This is a genomic window from Endozoicomonas sp. SESOKO4, from assembly GCF_024606275.1.
This window is the reverse complement of record NZ_JAHHPS010000568.1, coordinates 1-17036: the sequence shown is the minus strand read 5'-3', so window position 1 is coordinate 17036 and position 17036 is coordinate 1. Positions and strand designations below refer to the sequence as shown.

15 protein-coding genes are annotated in these 17036 nt (G+C 48.0%); 9 read left to right on the top strand and 6 right to left on the bottom strand.

Features of this window, described 5'->3' with window-relative positions:
- The coding region (locus tag KDK16_RS11210; protein WP_257276167.1) for a hypothetical protein at positions 1-286 on the top strand (286 nt) is incomplete at its 5' end.
- 93 nt (positions 287-379) lie between these two features.
- Here the strand turns inward: KDK16_RS11210 and KDK16_RS11205 are convergent.
- Together KDK16_RS11205 and KDK16_RS11200 are read right to left on the bottom strand one after the other, a co-directional pair.
- Positions 380-2665, bottom strand: a complete 2286-nt coding sequence (locus KDK16_RS11205) for a class I SAM-dependent DNA methyltransferase (RefSeq protein WP_257276166.1) — start codon at positions 2663-2665, stop codon at positions 380-382.
- Between the two features lie 72 nt (positions 2666-2737).
- Positions 2738-2983, bottom strand: a complete 246-nt coding sequence (locus tag KDK16_RS11200) for a DUF1016 N-terminal domain-containing protein (protein ID WP_257276165.1) — start codon at positions 2981-2983, stop codon at positions 2738-2740.
- A 302-nt stretch (positions 2984-3285) separates the two neighbouring features.
- Between KDK16_RS11200 and livH the strand changes: the two genes are divergently transcribed.
- From livH to KDK16_RS11180, 4 genes are all read left to right on the top strand, one after another.
- Positions 3286-4212 (top strand): high-affinity branched-chain amino acid ABC transporter permease LivH, encoded by a 927-nt coding sequence (gene livH / locus KDK16_RS11195; RefSeq protein WP_257255091.1) that lies wholly within the window; start codon positions 3286-3288, stop codon positions 4210-4212.
- On the top strand, positions 4209-5531 hold the full coding sequence (locus KDK16_RS11190; RefSeq protein ID WP_257276164.1) for a high-affinity branched-chain amino acid ABC transporter permease LivM: 1323 nt from the start codon (positions 4209-4211) through the stop codon (positions 5529-5531). The genes livH and KDK16_RS11190 overlap by 4 nt, the downstream gene beginning before the upstream one ends.
- Before the next feature lie 14 nt (positions 5532-5545).
- On the top strand, positions 5546-6313 hold the full coding sequence (gene livG, locus KDK16_RS11185; protein ID WP_257255095.1) for a high-affinity branched-chain amino acid ABC transporter ATP-binding protein LivG: 768 nt from the start codon (positions 5546-5548) through the stop codon (positions 6311-6313).
- Positions 6314-6418: 105 nt separating this feature from the next.
- Entirely contained in the window at positions 6419-7138 is a 720-nt protein-coding gene (locus tag KDK16_RS11180) for an ABC transporter ATP-binding protein (RefSeq protein ID WP_257255096.1), read from the top strand.
- Positions 7139-7564: 426 nt separating this feature from the next.
- Here KDK16_RS11180 and KDK16_RS11175 read toward each other — a convergent pair whose 3' ends face one another.
- Together KDK16_RS11175 and KDK16_RS11170 are read right to left on the bottom strand one after the other, a co-directional pair.
- Positions 7565-8146 carry a Uma2 family endonuclease gene (locus KDK16_RS11175; RefSeq protein WP_257255097.1) on the bottom strand — a complete coding sequence of 194 codons (582 nt, stop codon included), beginning with the start codon at positions 8144-8146 and terminating at the stop codon, positions 7565-7567.
- A gap of 141 nt (positions 8147-8287) precedes the next feature.
- Positions 8288-8506, bottom strand: a complete 219-nt coding sequence (locus KDK16_RS11170) for a hypothetical protein (protein ID WP_257276163.1) — start codon at positions 8504-8506, stop codon at positions 8288-8290.
- Between the two features lie 421 nt (positions 8507-8927).
- On the opposite strand from KDK16_RS11170, the gene KDK16_RS11165 reads away from it, so the two are divergent.
- Genes KDK16_RS11165 through KDK16_RS11150 form a run of 4 tightly spaced genes read left to right on the top strand, consistent with a single transcriptional unit; the run spans position 8928 to position 15886 of the window.
- On the top strand, positions 8928-13100 hold the full coding sequence (locus KDK16_RS11165) for a response regulator (protein WP_257276162.1): 4173 nt from the start codon (positions 8928-8930) through the stop codon (positions 13098-13100).
- Complete coding sequence (locus KDK16_RS11160) at positions 13097-13927, top strand: protein-glutamate O-methyltransferase CheR (RefSeq protein WP_257255101.1); 831 nt, start codon at positions 13097-13099, stop codon at positions 13925-13927. The genes KDK16_RS11165 and KDK16_RS11160 overlap by 4 nt, the downstream gene beginning before the upstream one ends.
- Positions 13927-14502, top strand: coding sequence for a chemotaxis protein CheB (locus tag KDK16_RS11155; protein ID WP_257255102.1), 576 nt, complete (start codon positions 13927-13929; stop codon positions 14500-14502). The genes KDK16_RS11160 and KDK16_RS11155 overlap by 1 nt, the downstream gene beginning before the upstream one ends.
- 19 nt (positions 14503-14521) lie before the next feature.
- Complete coding sequence (locus KDK16_RS11150) at positions 14522-15886, top strand: diguanylate cyclase domain-containing protein (RefSeq protein WP_257255104.1); 1365 nt, start codon at positions 14522-14524, stop codon at positions 15884-15886.
- A gap of 3 nt (positions 15887-15889) precedes the next feature.
- Here the strand turns inward: KDK16_RS11150 and KDK16_RS11145 are convergent, their stop codons facing one another.
- Together KDK16_RS11145 and KDK16_RS11140 are read right to left on the bottom strand one after the other, a co-directional pair.
- Complete coding sequence (locus KDK16_RS11145) at positions 15890-16621, bottom strand: hypothetical protein (protein ID WP_257276161.1); 732 nt, start codon at positions 16619-16621, stop codon at positions 15890-15892.
- On the bottom strand, positions 16618-17036 hold a 419-nt coding region (locus tag KDK16_RS11140), incomplete at its 5' end, for a hypothetical protein (protein ID WP_257276160.1). The genes KDK16_RS11140 and KDK16_RS11145, both read right to left, overlap by 4 nt.

Here is a 17036-nt window from a genome sequence, read left to right as displayed (position 1 = left end):
CCATTTTGAATCGCTGGATAACGCTGTACACCGGCTCATCGAGATTACCGGGGAAACACAGAAGATTGTGCTCGAAAACCAGCGAGAGAACCGGTTGCGTTTTGACAAAATAGAAAAACATCTTGGCGAACACGACAAACGGTTTGACCAGCATGACCGTGAACTCTCAAATATTAAAGCTGCGATTGGTGCGCTTACTGAAGCCACCCATGCAGGCTTTAAACGAAGCGACGAAAAAATAGACCAGCTGGAATTACTCATCCGTCAACGCCTCCCCAACAACTAACACGCCACCTACCAAAAAAATCCAGTGGATTGCCTGTCGGCAACCACTGATTTAAAGGGTACAAACTCAAACTATCGGTTTTCTTGTGTTTGCTCATGAGTGAACCTCTTGTAACAGACTCATGATTCTAGCACTCACCGCATCCAGGTCAGCATCAATGGCTTCCAGCGCACGGGGCGGCTGATACACATAGAAATGTCGGTTAAAGGGAATCTCGTAACCCACAATACCAATCTCACCATCCTGGGCATCGCACTTGTCGGCATTGATCCAGGCATCGGATACATGGGGAGCCACTTCCCGGTTGAAGTAGGTTTCGATCAGGATATGGGTGGGCATTGATGGATCAAGAGGAATATTCTCGTTATCCCGCAGGTCGCCATCGGTCTGGAATTCGACGATTTTGCCTTTGTATTCAAATGCGCCGTAGAGCGGTTGGGTTTCTTTATGTTCAGGATGAACGGTATGCGGCGGCGTCATGGACGACGAGGAGCCGCCCTTCAGCACCTTTTTGATGACTGGCTCGGCTTCAGGGTTCTTGCAGGTGACGGCATCGAGGAACTGCTTTTTCTCTCTGGTATCCAACTTCAAATTAGCGGCTTTAAGGGCGGCTTTCAGGTCTTTATCAAACTGGTTAAAGTCGTTGGACAGTACCGTTCCGACTGCATTTTGCAGAGTCTGGGCTTTCTCCATCAGCCCCCGCTGGAACAGCCAGAGTTTGTCGTTCAGTACCTCTTTGATCTGCTTCTCTTTCAGTTCTTTAAAGTCTTTTTTGATTTTGGTGCGGATGGCTTCTTCATTGTCTGCCAAGGTTGTATGACATTCTGTGCCGAATTCTTCAACCATCCAGCGCATAACGGCGTTATACGGCCTGGGTGCATAGCGTAGACCCGTTACAGCGTCATCAGTAATCTGGGCGGACAGGCGAAGTGGGCGTTCCACGGTAATACGACGGTAGCCGAATTCATGACTGTCGAAAATTTTGGCGGTAAAGTTTTCTTCGGATGCTTCTGTAAAGGCTCCAAAGTTTTGGGTAATGATGCGACGGTCAGCTTCACTCATTATGTTCCGCTTGGAACCCAGGGACTTACGCATCTTGCCGCACAGGTTTACGCCGTTAATCAGCTGCACTTTACCTTTGCGTTCATCGGACTTTTTATTGCTCAGCACCCACACATAGGTAGCGATACCGGTGTTGTAGAACATGTCTGTAGGCAGGGAGACAATGGCTTCGAGCAGGTCGGCTTCGAGAATATAACGGCGAATCTCGCTTTCACCACTGCCTGCACTGCCGGTAAACAGCGGCGAACCGTTGAGGATAATGCCGATGCGGCTGGGGTTCTGGTTCTCTGGCGTGATGTCCCTGAACTTGCTGATCAGGTGCATCAGGAACAGCAGCGAACCATCGGACACTCTTGGCAGGCCGGGGCCAAAGCGACCGTCGTAGCCTTTATGTTCATGCTCATCTTTAATGGTGCCTTCGATCTTCTTCCAGTCCACCCCGAATGGCGGATTAGACAGCATGTAGTCAAACTGGTCGCCACTGAGGTGATCGTTCGATAGGGTGTTGCCCAGTTTGATGCGGCTGACATCTTGCCCCTTGATCAGCATATCGGCTTTACAGATGGCGTAGGATTCAGGGTTCAACTCCTGGCCAAAGGCTCGCATCACAGCATCTTTATTGTGCTCGTACACATATTCCATGCCAGACGACAGAAAGCCGCCTGTACCTGCCGTAGGGTCGTAAATAGTGCGGATAATGCCTTCCTTGTTCAGGGCATCGTCGTCTTCCATAAACACCAGGGAGGTGGTGAGTTCAACAATGTCCCTTGGGGTGAAGTGTTCACCGGCCGTTTCGTTGGAGGATTCAGCAAAGCGGCGGATCAGCTCTTCAAACACCAGGCCCATTTCGTGGTTACTGATGGCCTTCGGGCTCAGGTCGATGGTGGCAAACTTTCCCACTACCTTAAACAGCAAATTGGCTTCGTTCAGGCTGCCGACAAATTCATCGAACTTGAAATGCTCAAAAATTTCACGGGCATCTTTGGAAAACGACAGAACGTAGTTTTCCAGGTTGTCCTTGATGTCACCCTGGCCCATCTTCGACAGGTTCATAGGTGAGGTATTGAAAAACGACAATCCAGAAGCACGCAGCAGCATCTTCTCCATACCCTCTTCAGGCAGGTTCATAGCCTTCACTTTTTCGTGCTGGGCAACCACTGCTTCCCTGGTGGGCTCCAGAACACATTCCAGGCGACGCAGCAGGGTAAACGGCAGGATGATGCGCCCATACTGGGACTGCTTGAAATCGCCCCGCAGGAGGTCGGCTACGGACCAGATGAAGGCGGCAAGGTTGTTAGAGGTTTGGGTGTTGGGCATATCTTGACCAGATTGGACTTTTGGCTGGCAGGAGGGTCAGCAAAAGTGACGATTTGATTGACATTGATGCTGCTAGAGTACATCAAATTCTGTCATCAAGTCTTTACTAAGTTGTTTCAGGAATCCGTCGCCCCAGTTAGCCTGAGCCTGTCTACGAACAATGTCCTCCCCCAATTCCCAGTAAAAAGCCAGTAAGGTCGAATTTACTTGAACCGCTGCTTTGAGCTGAGTCGACAGTACCTTCTGTTTCAGAGCTTTCAGCCAGTCTTTATATTCTTTATTGAGGCTCAGGTTAATGGTTTGGTTTTGCTTATTCATGAGTGAATCTCGTGTAATACGGCTGAATTCAGTTGCAATACGGCCCTGATTAATGGGGAATTTTCCGCCAGCTATTTTTTTGTTCCATCCCTACCAAGAGCCTTTGTCGTGTGAGAGAATCGGCCCGACATTGAGGGGTTTTTTATAGATCTTCAGCCCTGACATATGGGTTTTGACCCAGATAGGTCGAGGATGATATTTCGCAGACTTTCTTGTGGCTGAGTCAGAGCAAACCCTCTGAAGAAAAGTAAAAAATAGTAGAAAAAACAACGTTTACAAGAATAAAAAAACGAGGTCGTGGAATGGGGGATTCAGGTTTTTACCTTATTCAGCAACTACTTAACGGTTTGACGATAGGTAGTACGTACGCTCTGATCGCTATCGGTTATACCATGGTGTACGGCATTATTGGCATGATCAATTTTGCTCATGGTGAGATCTACATGATTGGCAGTTACATCGCTTTTGCGGTACTGGCCGCGTTAGCGATGATGGGAATAGACAGTGTTTCACTGATGCTGGTTTCCGCCTTTGTCATCAGCATCATTATCACCAGTACCTATGGTTATGCTGTTGAAAGGGTTGCCTATCGGCCCTTGAGAAACAGCAACCGGCTGATTGCCCTTATTTCTGCCATTGGTATGTCTATTTTCCTGCAGAACTATGTCCGTCTTGCCCAGGGGTCAAGGGATATAGCTATGCCTGGCATGATCAGTGGTGGCTGGACTTTTGGTCCTGAAGAGGGTTTTCACGCAACTGTGTCGTACATGCAGTTAATCATCTTTGCGGTGACGTTTATTGCCATGACGGCTCTGACTCTGTTCATCTCCAGGTCAAAAATGGGGCGGGCCTGCAGAGCCTGTGCTGAAGATCTTGGAATGACCGGGCTGCTGGGAATCAACACGCATCAGATTATTTCGATCACTTTTGTTATCGGAGCGGCTCTTGCCGCGGTAGCGGGTGTATTGCTTGGTATGTATTACGGGGTAATCAATCCTCACATCGGTTTTATGGCAGGTCTTAAAGCGTTCACTGCTGCTGTGCTGGGAGGAATCGGAAGTATACCCGGAGCTGTGTTGGGTGGTTTGATTCTCGGCGTCACGGAGGCCTTCACTGCGGGTTACTTCAGTACGGAATATAAGGACGTTGTCGCCTTTAGTCTTCTTGTTCTGATTCTTCTGTTCAGACCCTCAGGTATTCTGGGCAAGCCGGAGGTTGAAAAAGTATGAAATCATTACGCTATACTCCGGCAGTGCTCTCGGCAGTCGTTTTGCTGGTTTTAACCAGCCTGATGATGGGGGTTCGTCTTGAGCCCTCGGGTGTTGGGCTGAAGGTTTCATTAGCTGATCCTTCTTCCCTCTTCTGGATAGCAGCAGGTGTGGCTGTTGTTTTCTTCTTTCAGTTATTCAGAGCGCCAATCGATCAGGGGCTTTCAGGAATAAAACAACAGTTGCCATCTATTAATGCAGCAAAGCTGATCAAAGCAACTGAGAAAAAAGAGGCTAAAACTCTTTTAATCTGCTTTGCAGTAGCAGGATTGATGATCTGGCCATTCTTTGTTTCCAGGGGCGCTGTGGATCTGGCAACTCTGGCTCTGATTTACGTCATGCTGGGACTGGGTCTGAACATTGTGGTGGGGCTGGCTGGTCTTCTTGACCTGGGTTATGTCGGCTTTTATGCCGTCGGTGCCTACAGTTATGCCTTATTGAATCAATATCTGGGCCTCGATTTCTGGAGCAGTCTGGTGTTGGGCGGTTTTCTGGCTGCTTTCTTTGGGTTTATTCTGGGTTTCCCGGTGCTCAGGCTTCGGGGTGATTATCTGGCCATTGTGACTCTGGGCTTTGGTGAAATCATTCGAATCCTGCTCAACAATTGGACGACATTAACCGGTGGTCCCAACGGTATCAGTCAGATTCCGAAACCGACTCTTTTTGGTCTTGAATTTGGACGCAGGGCGAAGGAAGAAGGGAATGCTCCTTTCCACGAATACTTTGGCATTGATTACAGCAGTGAGTACAAGGTGATTTTTCTGTACATACTGGCGGTTTTGCTGGTGATTGCCACGCTTTTTGTGATCAATCGACTGCTCAGAATGCCCATTGGCAGAGCCTGGGAAGCGTTGCGTGAAGACGATATTGCCTGTCGTTCACTGGGATTAAATCCTACGGCCATCAAACTGTCTGCATTCACCATAGGGGCTGCGTTTGCCGGCTTTGCAGGCACCTTCTTTGCTGCCCGTCAAGGTTTTATTAGTCCAGAGTCGTTCACCTTTATTGAGTCCGCCATCATTCTGGCCATTGTCGTACTGGGCGGAATGGGGTCTCAGGTCGGTGTCATTCTTGCCGCTGTGATTATGACCGTTTTGCCTGAGTTTGCCCGTGAATTCCAAGAATACCGGATGCTGATGTTCGGGTTAATGATGGTCTGTATGATGGTATGGCGCCCTGAAGGGCTGATGCCCATGAAGCGGCCTCATATCAAGACTAAATCGAGCAGGTCTGAGTCGGGCAGTCCGGTCAAGACAGCATCATTGGCCGAAAGCGTATAAATGGAGGAATCAGAATGAGTGAATGTTTACTGGACGTTTCTGATCTGAGTATGCGCTTTGGCGGACTACTGGCTGTTGATCAGATGGCGCTGAAAATCCGTCCGGGTGAAATCGTTTCCATGATTGGACCCAATGGTGCCGGCAAAACGACCGTTTTTAACTGCCTTACGGGCTTTTATCAGGCGACAGGTGGTTCTGTTCAATATAAAGGTCAGGCTATCGAGAAGGTACCGGGCTATAAAATAGCCCGGCTTGGTATCGTGAGAACCTTCCAGAATGTGCGTCTGTTTAAGGGCATGACCGTGTTGGAAAACCTTCTGGTTGCTCAGCACCGACATCTGAATACAGGGTTGTTGGCGGGATTGTTTAAAACCCCCGGCTATCGGCGTAGTGAAGAAAAAGCGATGGCGAGGTCTGAGTTCTGGTTGGATAAAGTGGGTCTGACCGAATTTGCCAATCGTGAAGCGGGTAACCTGGCTTATGGACAGCAACGCAGACTGGAGATTGCCCGTTGTATGGTGACTCAGCCCGAGTTATTGATGTTGGATGAACCTGCAGCGGGTCTCAATCCCAATGAGACGGCAGAGCTGGATCAGCTGATTTCAGATCTGCGACGGGATCATGGCGTTACTGTGTTATTGATTGAACATGATATGAAGCTGGTTATGGATATCTCTGACCGGATTTATGTCATCAATCAGGGACGTCCACTGGCGTCAGGTGTGCCGGAGGATATTCGCAACAACCCTGAGGTGATCAGGGCTTATTTGGGTGAGGGATAGCCGTGAGTTTCCGGCTGTCTTGCAAACGTATTTCTGTTATCTTCGATGACTCTTAATAACGGTCAAAATAAATAACAATCAGAATAAATAAAGGGCAGTAGCAGTATGTCAGCACCTGAACCACTTCTCAGCATTCGAAACGTGTCTACCTTCTATGGAAAGATCCAGGCTCTGGATGACGTCAGTGTGGATATCTCGGCAGGTGAGATCGTTACTCTGATAGGCGCCAATGGTGCTGGCAAGTCTTCATTACTGATGACCATTTGTGGTGAACCCCGGGCTGAATCGGGTTCCATACTCTACAAGGGTCAGGAGTTCTCGGGTCGTCCTACCTCCGAAATTATGCGTTCAGGCATTGCTGTTGTCCCGGAAGGACGAAGAATTTTCTCCAGATTGTCTGTTGAAGAAAACCTGACTATGGGCGGTTTTTTTGTCGATGGTGAGCCTTTCCGGAAAAACTATGAACATGTGCTGGAGCTCTTCCCCCGTCTGAAAGAGCGGCTGTACCAGAGAGGTGGTACTATGTCCGGAGGAGAGCAACAGATGCTGGCGATCGCAAGAGCCCTGATGAGCAGCCCGGAATTGCTGTTACTGGATGAGCCCAGTCTCGGACTGGCACCGATTGTTATCCAACAGATTTTTGAAATTATCGAACGTCTCCGGGAAGAAGGTGTTACGGTTTTTCTGGTGGAGCAGAATGCCAACCAGGCTCTGAGACTGGCAGACCGGGGCTATGTTCTGGAAAACGGTCGTATCGTGTTACAGGGTGGCGGTGATGAATTGTTGGCGGATGATGCTGTCCGGAAAGCTTATCTGGGAGCCTGACGCTTTTCTGGCGAAAAACAGCCAATCAGGTAGTCTGGATCATCAAAAGACCGCTCATCTATTCCTGCTTATGGACCCCCAAATGACGAAAACAGGCTCGACACCCGCGGGCATCAGGTTTTTGATGTTTTGCCAGCCATTTGGACGCCGACTCTGATCGCTACACTGGAAAGTGTAATGTTTGAATAGCGATTATGAAGTACGAGGTAAGCATTATGAAAGCTGCGAATGATCGACTGTCCCGTCAGGAAATTGCCCTTTTAACCTGCTCTTTATACAGCCTGATCGGCACCATGTTATGGTTGGTCAAGATGATTCATTGATTGGCTGAGAAGTCGATCTTTCCGATCTGGCTTGGGCCTGTTGTGAGACCCACCGGCTTATCTGACGCCAACATTATGAACACAGATTTATGCCGGATGGGGCTCAGTTTAACAGGATTTTCTGGTAGATATCCTCGACAGAAAACTGTGATTTTATAGATTCAAAATAAATCAATCCGATGGATGTCAGCTTCCTCCTGGTAATAAACCTGCCATTTACCCAGCCTTTCAATATCACATAATGGCGCTCAGAATCGACCATTAAATACTCGCCATTGCAGTGTTTCAATGCTTCTGCATACTCAGTCACTTTATAAGTCTCATCGACGGTTCGGGTTCCATGGCTCATAACTTCAATGATCAGGCAGGCATCCTCACCTGTCGTCTCAGTGGTCAATGATTCATTGCCACAACGTACCCACACGTCAGGGTAGCGGTAACTGACTTCCTTCTGTCCCTTGACCTTTAAACGCATATCCGATGAATACAATTCACAACCTTCTGGCAGTTTGCTATGTAGAAGAGTTGCCAGATTCAAAGTGATCTTATTATGGTTTGCCGTGTCGCCTGCCATAGCGACCACATAGCCACTGTAGTATTCATGACGAATCGTTGAAGTACTTTCGTAATTCAAGTACTCGTCTTCTGTCACGGTATCCATGATTTGTATTGCTTGATGTCTCATATGGGCCCCCATTTGAAGGTTTTTATATAAAAGTCAGCTTAGGTCAGGGCCGGTTCCTGCCCCTGAAAAATAGCGTCCAACGCTTTTCGCTTTTATTCTGCTTCCTGCCATTTTTCGGCGTAAACCAGATCAAGATACTCGTTAAGCAAAATGGTGTTTGGATCGTTTTCCGGACGAGGTTGAACAGGGAGTATTCGATTCAGAATCCGGGACGCTTCTGCCCCTACGTGCCCGAGGCAACTTTGATACCTTCCATTGAGGCGGTTTACCCGCACCATTGGTACCCACGATCACGGCCAGTCTTGACTCTTTAGAATGAGAACAATGAAAATGGTTGTAAACGATCTGGTTGAGTTGCATAGCCTTAATCTGCTTTGTCTGTGCTGATTAATTGCCTGAATTTAACCTAATCTAGCGGGTTTGCCGGGGCATTGCACTGTTTACTGTTTCAGCAGCGATATCTTGCTTTTGGAGGCCTGTATCTTCAGGGTATGAGCCGTAGCCATTATCAGATCTTAAGCTTTTTTTTGGACAAGGGCTCTTAATCGATTCTGTATTCTTATCTGTGGAAACTGCTTCCGTCAGCGGTAAAGGGCTTTTTCCTCCGGTGATGTGGGACAAGGCTCTGCCAGCACCATTGGATAACCGGTGTTATTTTCCTGCTTACCGGCTCTAAAACTTTACCTTAAATAGGCGATGCAATAAGGGATAAACCGCTGAAGTCTCGCAATTCTGGCGGTAGGCGCATTACACCTTACATACTGGGATTTAAGTGGCAGGGATGGCCAGACAAATGCAGGATTCACAACAATCATCTGATAGAAAATTCAGGCATGGTCTATCGGTCACACTCTTTGTCTGGTTCATGGTTTTGTCGCTGGGACCTATTACGGTGATTGGTTTCAATGAATACCGTCAAGGTAAACAAACCATCGTTCAAAGTCGTTATGAACAGTTGAGTACTGTCAACCAGCTATTGAGTCAGCAAATTAATGATTATTTTGACTCGGTAGTCACCAACCTGTTTATCAAGGCCGGAGTGGCCCGGGAGTTTCTGTCACATCTGATTGAGAGTCGCAAGGCTCTTAAGAAATCACCGGAAATGTTCATTAATTCTGACAGTTATAATCAGATTCTGAATCAGTACTCCAGTGAGTTTGTGGACTTTTTACGTTACTACGATTACTCCGATCTGATTTTGGGGGATACTGAAGGTAATATTCTTTATACCGTGAATGCCTACAGTGATCTGGGCAAAAACCTTTTCATTGGGGCTCTTGCCAATACCTCACTTGCAAAAGCGGCCCGTGAAAGCCTTAAAGAGGTAGTTCCCAAGTATGCTGATGTGACTGCGTATCCACCCATTGGAGATCAGAAGGTCAGTTTCTTTATTCTGCCGCTGGTGGATGAGAAAGAGGAAACAATCGGCTTTCTGGCGGTTCAGATACTGGCTCATAACGTTCAAAACATTTTTGAGAGCGAAAACCAGTTTAGTGATGTTCTGAAATCCTATCTTATTGGTGATGATGGCTACATTCGCTACGGTACAGATCTGGATTCAAGCCAGTCCATGATATTGAAGGCAGATAATATCCTGACTCAGGACTGGTTGGCTCATGTTGATACCGATGGCGTATTCCATGAACTTCATGATCATAACATGGATGATCAAAGTCACGGTCTTGATAGCGATGCAGAGCTGAATGAACTTTTTGGTGGAGAACTCGATCTTCACTCAGATGTCTCCGGCAGTCATAAAGGCGATCAACATTTTCATATCAAGAGCTACACCAATGTCTATCAAGAGAGTGTTCTGGGAACCTTTTATGCCATTGAGGTCGCCGGCACACCTATGGCTCTTATCTCTGAAGTGAGCCAGAAAGATGCCTTTGTCTCTGTTGTTGAGTTCAGAAATCGCCTGATCTATATCACAGCGATTACCGCCCTGATTGTCATTCTGATTGCACTGGTCATTACCCGAAGATTGGTCAGACCGATCAGAACCATCACTGCCTGGGTTAATCGGGTTGCGTCGGGTGATTATGCTCAGGGTGCTGTACTCAGCGGTCACAATGAAATCAGTGACCTTAGTCGCAGCTTCTCTGAGATGACGGAGAAGTTGAGAAATGTTATCAGTGATAACGATCGCAAGAGCTGGCAGCAGGAAGGTCTGGCAGGTTTGAATAACTGCATGAGGGGAGAGCAGGAGCTATCAGAGGTCTGTAAGAACATCGTCTCCTACCTTGCCCGCTACCTGCATATGCAGACAGGTGCCATGTATGTCATGGATGATGAGAAGCGATTGCAGCTGATGGCATCTTTTGCCTGGCAAAAACGCCAGCAGAACAAAAACATTTTTGAGATCGGGGAAGGTCTGGTAGGTCAGGCGGCTTTGGAGAAGCAGGCCATTGAGTTGACCGGCATTCCCGAAGATTACATCAAAATTGAATCGGGATTGGGCAATACGTCTCCCAAAGTGATTATTACCGTACCGCTTGTTTATGAGGGAGAAGTTAAGGGAGTTCTGGAGTTTGCCCTTATCAGGGAGCTGACGCATGAACAGAGGGGCTTTCTCGAAGATGCTCTGGAAAGTGTCGCTATCGGTATTAATTCTGCCCAATACCGTAACCGTGTCAATCAGCTGCTCGAAAAGACCACGCGGCAATCAGAGGCCATGAAAGAGCAGCAAGAAGAGCTGCGTTCTGTCAATGATGAATTGGAAAGCCGGGCCAGAGTGTTGGAAGAGTCCCAGGAGGAGCTAAGAGCCCAGAGTGAGGAGATGCAGAAGTCTAACGCTGAGCTGGAAGAAAAAACCGAGCTTCTTCAGCAACAGAAAGCTGAGATTGAACGAAAAAATCTGGATATTGAGCTTTCAAGAAAAACCCTGGAAGAGAAGGCAGAAGAGCTGGAACAGGCCAGTAAATACAAGTCTGAGTTCCTGGCCAATATGTCCCATGAATTACGGACGCCTTTGAACTCACTTCTCCTTCTGGCACAGATGTTGGCAGATAACGATGAAGGTAACCTTAACGAAGACCAGATTGAATCCGCACAAGTGATCTACAGCGGTGGGAAGGAACTTCTCGATTTGATCAATGATATTCTTGATCTGTCCAAGGTTGAAGCCGGCAAGATGAGTGTCAATCTGGAAGATATGGATATTGAAGAGCTGTGCTCCAGTATGCGGACTTTGTTCAAACCTCTGGCTGAAAACAAGGGACTGGATTTCTCTGTGGATATAGATCCCGGGACGACCAGAGTTATTCTCACCGATAGCCAAAGGGTTATGCAGGTTATCAAAAACTTCCTGTCTAATGCCTTTAAGTTTACGGAACAGGGGGGCGTCTATATCCGGGTATTCAACTCAACCCGTAAGGCAGGTCATGGCTACGAAACCTATGTTGCCTTTGCAGTCAGGGATACCGGGATAGGCATTCCGGAAGAAAAGCAGGATGCCATCTTTGAGGCATTCCAGCAGGCGGATGGTTCAACCAGCAGAAAGTACGGTGGAACCGGGTTAGGTTTGGCAATCTCACGTGAACTGACTTCTATGTTGGGTGGTCATATCGGCATAGAGAGTGCCGAAGGAGAAGGAACAACGTTTACGGTTTATCTGCCTGATAATGCCGTTTGCTCAATTGATGGCGCAAAAGTCACGGCTGACAGTTATTCACCCGCTACCAGTGACGGTTATCAAAAAGCCGCTTCCGCTCCTGCTGAAAAAAAAGCTAAAGCTGACTCGGCTCCTGTGGCTGATAAGCCTCCGATCAAAAAGAAAAGGTCCACAGCTGGAAAGAATATTCTGATCATTGAAGATGATCAGCATTTCTCGGATATCGTCAAACAGCTTTCCGGCAGTCATGGTTATCAATGTCTGGTGGCCGCCAATGGTAAGGAAGGGATTCAGACGGCGATCGAAGAGCAGCCTATGGCCATTATTCTGGATCTTGGCCTGCCAGATATGGATGGTGAAGATGTGCTCAGGCAGTTGCAGAAGAATGCTATGACAAAAGACATACCGGTTCACATCGTTTCGGGACGTGATCCTGATGAGTCAGAGCGACAGGGGGCTGTTGGTTATCTGGTCAAGCCGGTGTCGGTAGGTGACCTGGAAAAGGTTTTCAGCACGCTTAAAACGGCTCTCTCAAAAGATATCCAACATGCTCTGTTATTGGACATTGATGCAGAGAGTCGATCACACCTGGCGAAAATGCTGAGAGAAAAAGGGATGAATATCGCCGAGGCTTCATCCGCTGAAGAAGCCGAACAGTCAATGTCAGAGAATCACTGGCAGTGTCTGGTGATGGATGTCGATTTACCAGACAGCAGTGGACTGGCGTTTTTACAGAAGCTTCAGGAAAAGATGGGCGACAACATGCCATCGATCATCATTCATACCGATAAGAAGTTGTCGGCAGAAGACCAGAAAGAGCTGCAGAAATATACCCGTGCTCTGGTTATGAAGGGGGATTATGCTTCCGAGAGGGTGATGGATGAGATCAGCCTTTTCATTCATTCGATCGAAAAGTCGGCTCCTGCCGAATTAAGGCCTGCAGCTAAGTCGGTGAATAACAAATCCCTTGAAGGTCATAAAATTCTGCTGGTGGATGATGATCTTCGCAACACCTTTGCATTATCCAAGGGCTTGCAGGGAATTGGGTTGGAAGTGGTCATTGCTGATAATGGACAAAACGCCCTCGATAAGCTCGATGAAGAAGAGGGTATTGAGCTGGTGCTGATGGACATCATGATGCCGGTGATGGACGGCTATGAAGCCATGACCAAAATGCGTGAAGTTGACCGGTTTAAGAGTATGCCTGTCATTGCACTGACAGCCAAGGCCATGTCCGATGATAAGGCAAAGTGTATAGAAGCGGGCGCCAATGACTATATGACCAAGCCGGTGGAGATCGACAAACTGGTTGAAATGATGAAGGTCTGGTTATTCAAATGACAGAACCCGGGGATTCGTATCAGGATTTTGAACTGAAGCTACTTCTGAGTGCTGTTCAGGAAAAGTATGGTTACCAGTTTGGCAGCTATGCCAGAGCATCTTTAATCCGCCGTGTCAAAAGACACATGAAGATGTCGGGCGTTCAGCACATCAGTGACTTGATTCCATTGTTTCTTCATGACGAGTCTGCTTTCGCTGTTTTTGTTAAAGATATGTCGGTGGTTGTGACAGAGATGTTCAGGAACCCGGATTTCTTCAAGTCTCTTCGGGAGAACATAGTCCCGATTCTGAAAACCTATCCGTTTATCAAAATCTGGCATGCGGGCTGCGCCAGTGGTCAGGAAGCCTACTCCATGGCTATTCTTCTCGATGAAGAGGGTCTGCTGGATCGCTGTCAGATCTATGCCACAGACTTTAACGATCAGGCATTGCGTCATGCCAAAAGCGGTATCTATCCGGAAGCCGAGATGGCTCTTTATGAGGAGAACTACCGCAAGACAGGAGGCAAGAAAGAGTTATCAGACTACTTTCACAGAGGATATGACTCCGTGAAGTTCAATGGACGACTGGCTGATCATATTACCTTTGCTAATCATAATCTGGTGACGGATGGTGTATTCGGGGAAATGAACCTGATTCTTTGTCGAAATGTACTCATTTATTTCAATCAGGAGCTACAGGATCGGGTGTTGCAACTGCTATTTGACAGTCTCTGTTCCAGAGGTGTGCTCTGTGTTGGCAAGCGGGAAAATATTCTCTTCAGTTCAATCGGTAATCAGCTGGAAGTCACTGATCGGGACCAGCGCATCTACAGAAAGGGTAATTGATGAGCGACGGGGTATTGGTGATCGGAGCCTCAGCCGGAGGGCTTTCAGCACTGGAATCCCTGCTTCTGGAACTGGGAAGCTGTTTTTCGTATCCCGTTATTATTACCAAACACCTGGCGTCCGGTGATGAAGAAGGCTTATCAAAATTTCTGGGGAAAACATCACCACTGCCGGTCAGTATTGCTTATGACAAGCAGAAGATGGTCGACAATCATGTTTACCTGGCTCCTGGTGGTTACCACTTGCAGGTTGAAGATAGGGAAACCCTGAGCCTGAGCATTGATGCCCCGGTCTGCCATTCCAGACCTTCGGTGGATGTCCTCTTTCAATCTGCTGCCGATGTTTTTGGTACACAAGTGGTGGGTGTCCTGTTAACGGGCGCCAATAAAGATGGGGCAGAGGGTGTCAGGGCTGTTAAACAGGCAGGCGGATTAACCATTGTCCAGAATCCCGAAACAGCCGAGGTGCCGACAATGCCCAAATCAGCCATTGCAACCGGTTGTGTGGACCATGTGCTGGACTTGAGTGATATGGCTGTCTGCTTAAAATCCAAGAATTTCAAACCTGAGACATGAATGAGTCAGGAGGGCGGTCATGGATGACAAGCCGAAAGTCAAAATTCTGGTCGTGGATGATCGTCCTGAGAATCTGCTGGCCATGAACAAGCTTCTCAAGCCGTTGGGAGCCGAAATACATAAAGTGGACTCTGGTGAAGCGGCTTTATCAGAAGTGCTTCATCACCATTTTGCGGTGATCCTTCTGGATGTGCAGATGCCGGGCATGGACGGTTTTGAGACGGCGACTTTGCTGCACAGCAACAAGCAGACAGCCAATATTCCTATCATTTTTGTCACCGCCATAAACAAGGATCAGTCCTACATCAGTAAAGGCTATCAGGCGGGTGCGGTTGATTATCTGCCAAAACCCATCAATCCGGATATCTTGTTGGGCAAGGTTAAGGTGTTTCTGCAGCTGGAAGAACAGCGGATTGAGCTAGAGCAAGTCTCAAGGGAGCTTCGCTGGATCAGCCGAAAGAATAAGTTGTTGCTGGATAATGCCGGTGAAGGCATCGCCGGTCTTGATCCCGATGGCAAGATTTCGTTCATCAATCCAACCGCCTGCGCCATGCTTGGAGGAACAGAAGAAAATCTGTTGGGAAAACACATCAGTCAGTTTGTATACGACGCTAAAGGGGAAGAGGCTCTGGAAAAGTGGCAAGAGTCAGAAATACTTGAGAATACGATGGTCGCTGGAGGTGTCTTTCATACATCAGATAGACAACTTTGGACACTTTCCGGAAGCCACTTTGATGCTGAATACAATATGGCGGCTATTGTTAATGACAGGCAGGAAGTGCAGGGTTGCGTTTTATTGTTTCAAGACATTACCGAGCGCAAGAAGCTGGAAAATCAGTTGTTGCTGATGGCGAAGTACGACAGTTTGACAGGGCTGGCTAATCGGACACTGTTCAAAGAGTTTCTGGGTGCTTCATTAGCCAGGAGTCAGAGGCGGAATAAGAGCACTGCTGTCATGTACCTTGATCTGGATCACTTCAAGGAAATTAACGATACCCTTGGGCACGATGCCGGAGATCTTCTGCTGAGAAGTGTGTCACAAAGGTTGCAGGAATGTGTGCGTGAAGGTGACCTGGTTGCCAGGTTAGGGGGGGATGAGTTTGCCATCATTCTGGATGATGTGGCGGAAGCATCGGACGCCAAACTGATTGCTGAGAAGATTCTCACCACAATCCGTGAACCCCACGATCTGAATGGCGAAGCCAGACACGTAGGCACCAGTATCGGAATTGCGACATCAGAAGATACCGGCACTGATGCCGAAGCTCTGCTCAAGGCTGCTGATCAGGCCATGTATGTGGCCAAGAAAAGCGGACGGGATGATTATCGGCTGGCATCTGAGCTCGACAGTGGAGAGAGGGAGCAGGCAGAAGAGGGCAACTAGTGTTCATTGGGAGAAGTGCACCTGAACGCGCTTGCGCTTTCGATGCATGCTTCTATGCTCCGTCAGGGCTTTAGCACTCTTGCAAATCGTCCCGCATCTCCGCGGTCGGCGATCCTCTTCGGCCAAGATTTCGTTACAGGTTGCCTGACCGGTGTGGTATTTGCTTTTGTGAACCGAAAGAGATCGAATATTCTTGCACGTCTTTCCGCACGGGCGCTGCTGGCAATCTTCTTCGAATACCATCTCGTCACAGGTCTGTTGTGCGGTGTGGAATCTTCTTTTGTGATCCGACAGGACTCTGGCATTCTTGCAGACTGTCTCGCAGAGTCGCGGTTGACTATCCTCCCCGAAGACGGTCACGTCACAGGTATGTTGACCATGGTGCTTTACGCTGTTGTTAGACGACAATAACATCTTAGTCTGGGTCTGGTCCAATTGGAATGATTCTGTTGTTTGCTCTGTTTCTGAAGTTCTTGGTGGGGGTGTGGACAGGGTAAACGACATTTCGAAAAGCGACGTTTCATTGGAATATATATTCTGCATAGTATCAGAATGACTTTTGTAGCTATGGCCGTGTCTATTGACCAAATCGGTGCGTGAGCTTTGTCCGGTGATAGCTTCTGTGTGGCTTGTCAAATTTTCCAGGGAATCCAGCTGCGATCGAGCGGGCTCTCTGCCATCAGATGATGATCGGAATTGGCAAACGCCGTAACAGGGGTGGATGAAACAATTCACACCCAAACATCTTCTACAGGCACCCATGAATAAGGGGTGTAAAACAGAGGAGAGTCTTTGGTGGTCAAGATCAGTTTGTAACGAACCAGCAGATGAGTAGCGCAAAGCCATTGCCATGAAATTGATTCAATAAGGGTGGTTTTTACCCCGTAACCGACAAGTTTGTGTCGTTTTTCGTCAAGCGGTAAATCTGATCTTGCATAGCCGTTTGTATCGGTAATGTCTGACGGGCTGTCCGGCCATTTATGCTGGTAATCCTTTACAGAAAAGCTCTGGTTTGTAAAAACTGCATTCTGTTCAAGCTCGACAACAAAACGTTCTGTCAACGGCTCGGCCTGACAGACGACAGACAACAGCTTTAGTAGCAACAGTAGCAACAGTAGCAACAGTAGCAACAGTAGCAACAGTAGCAACA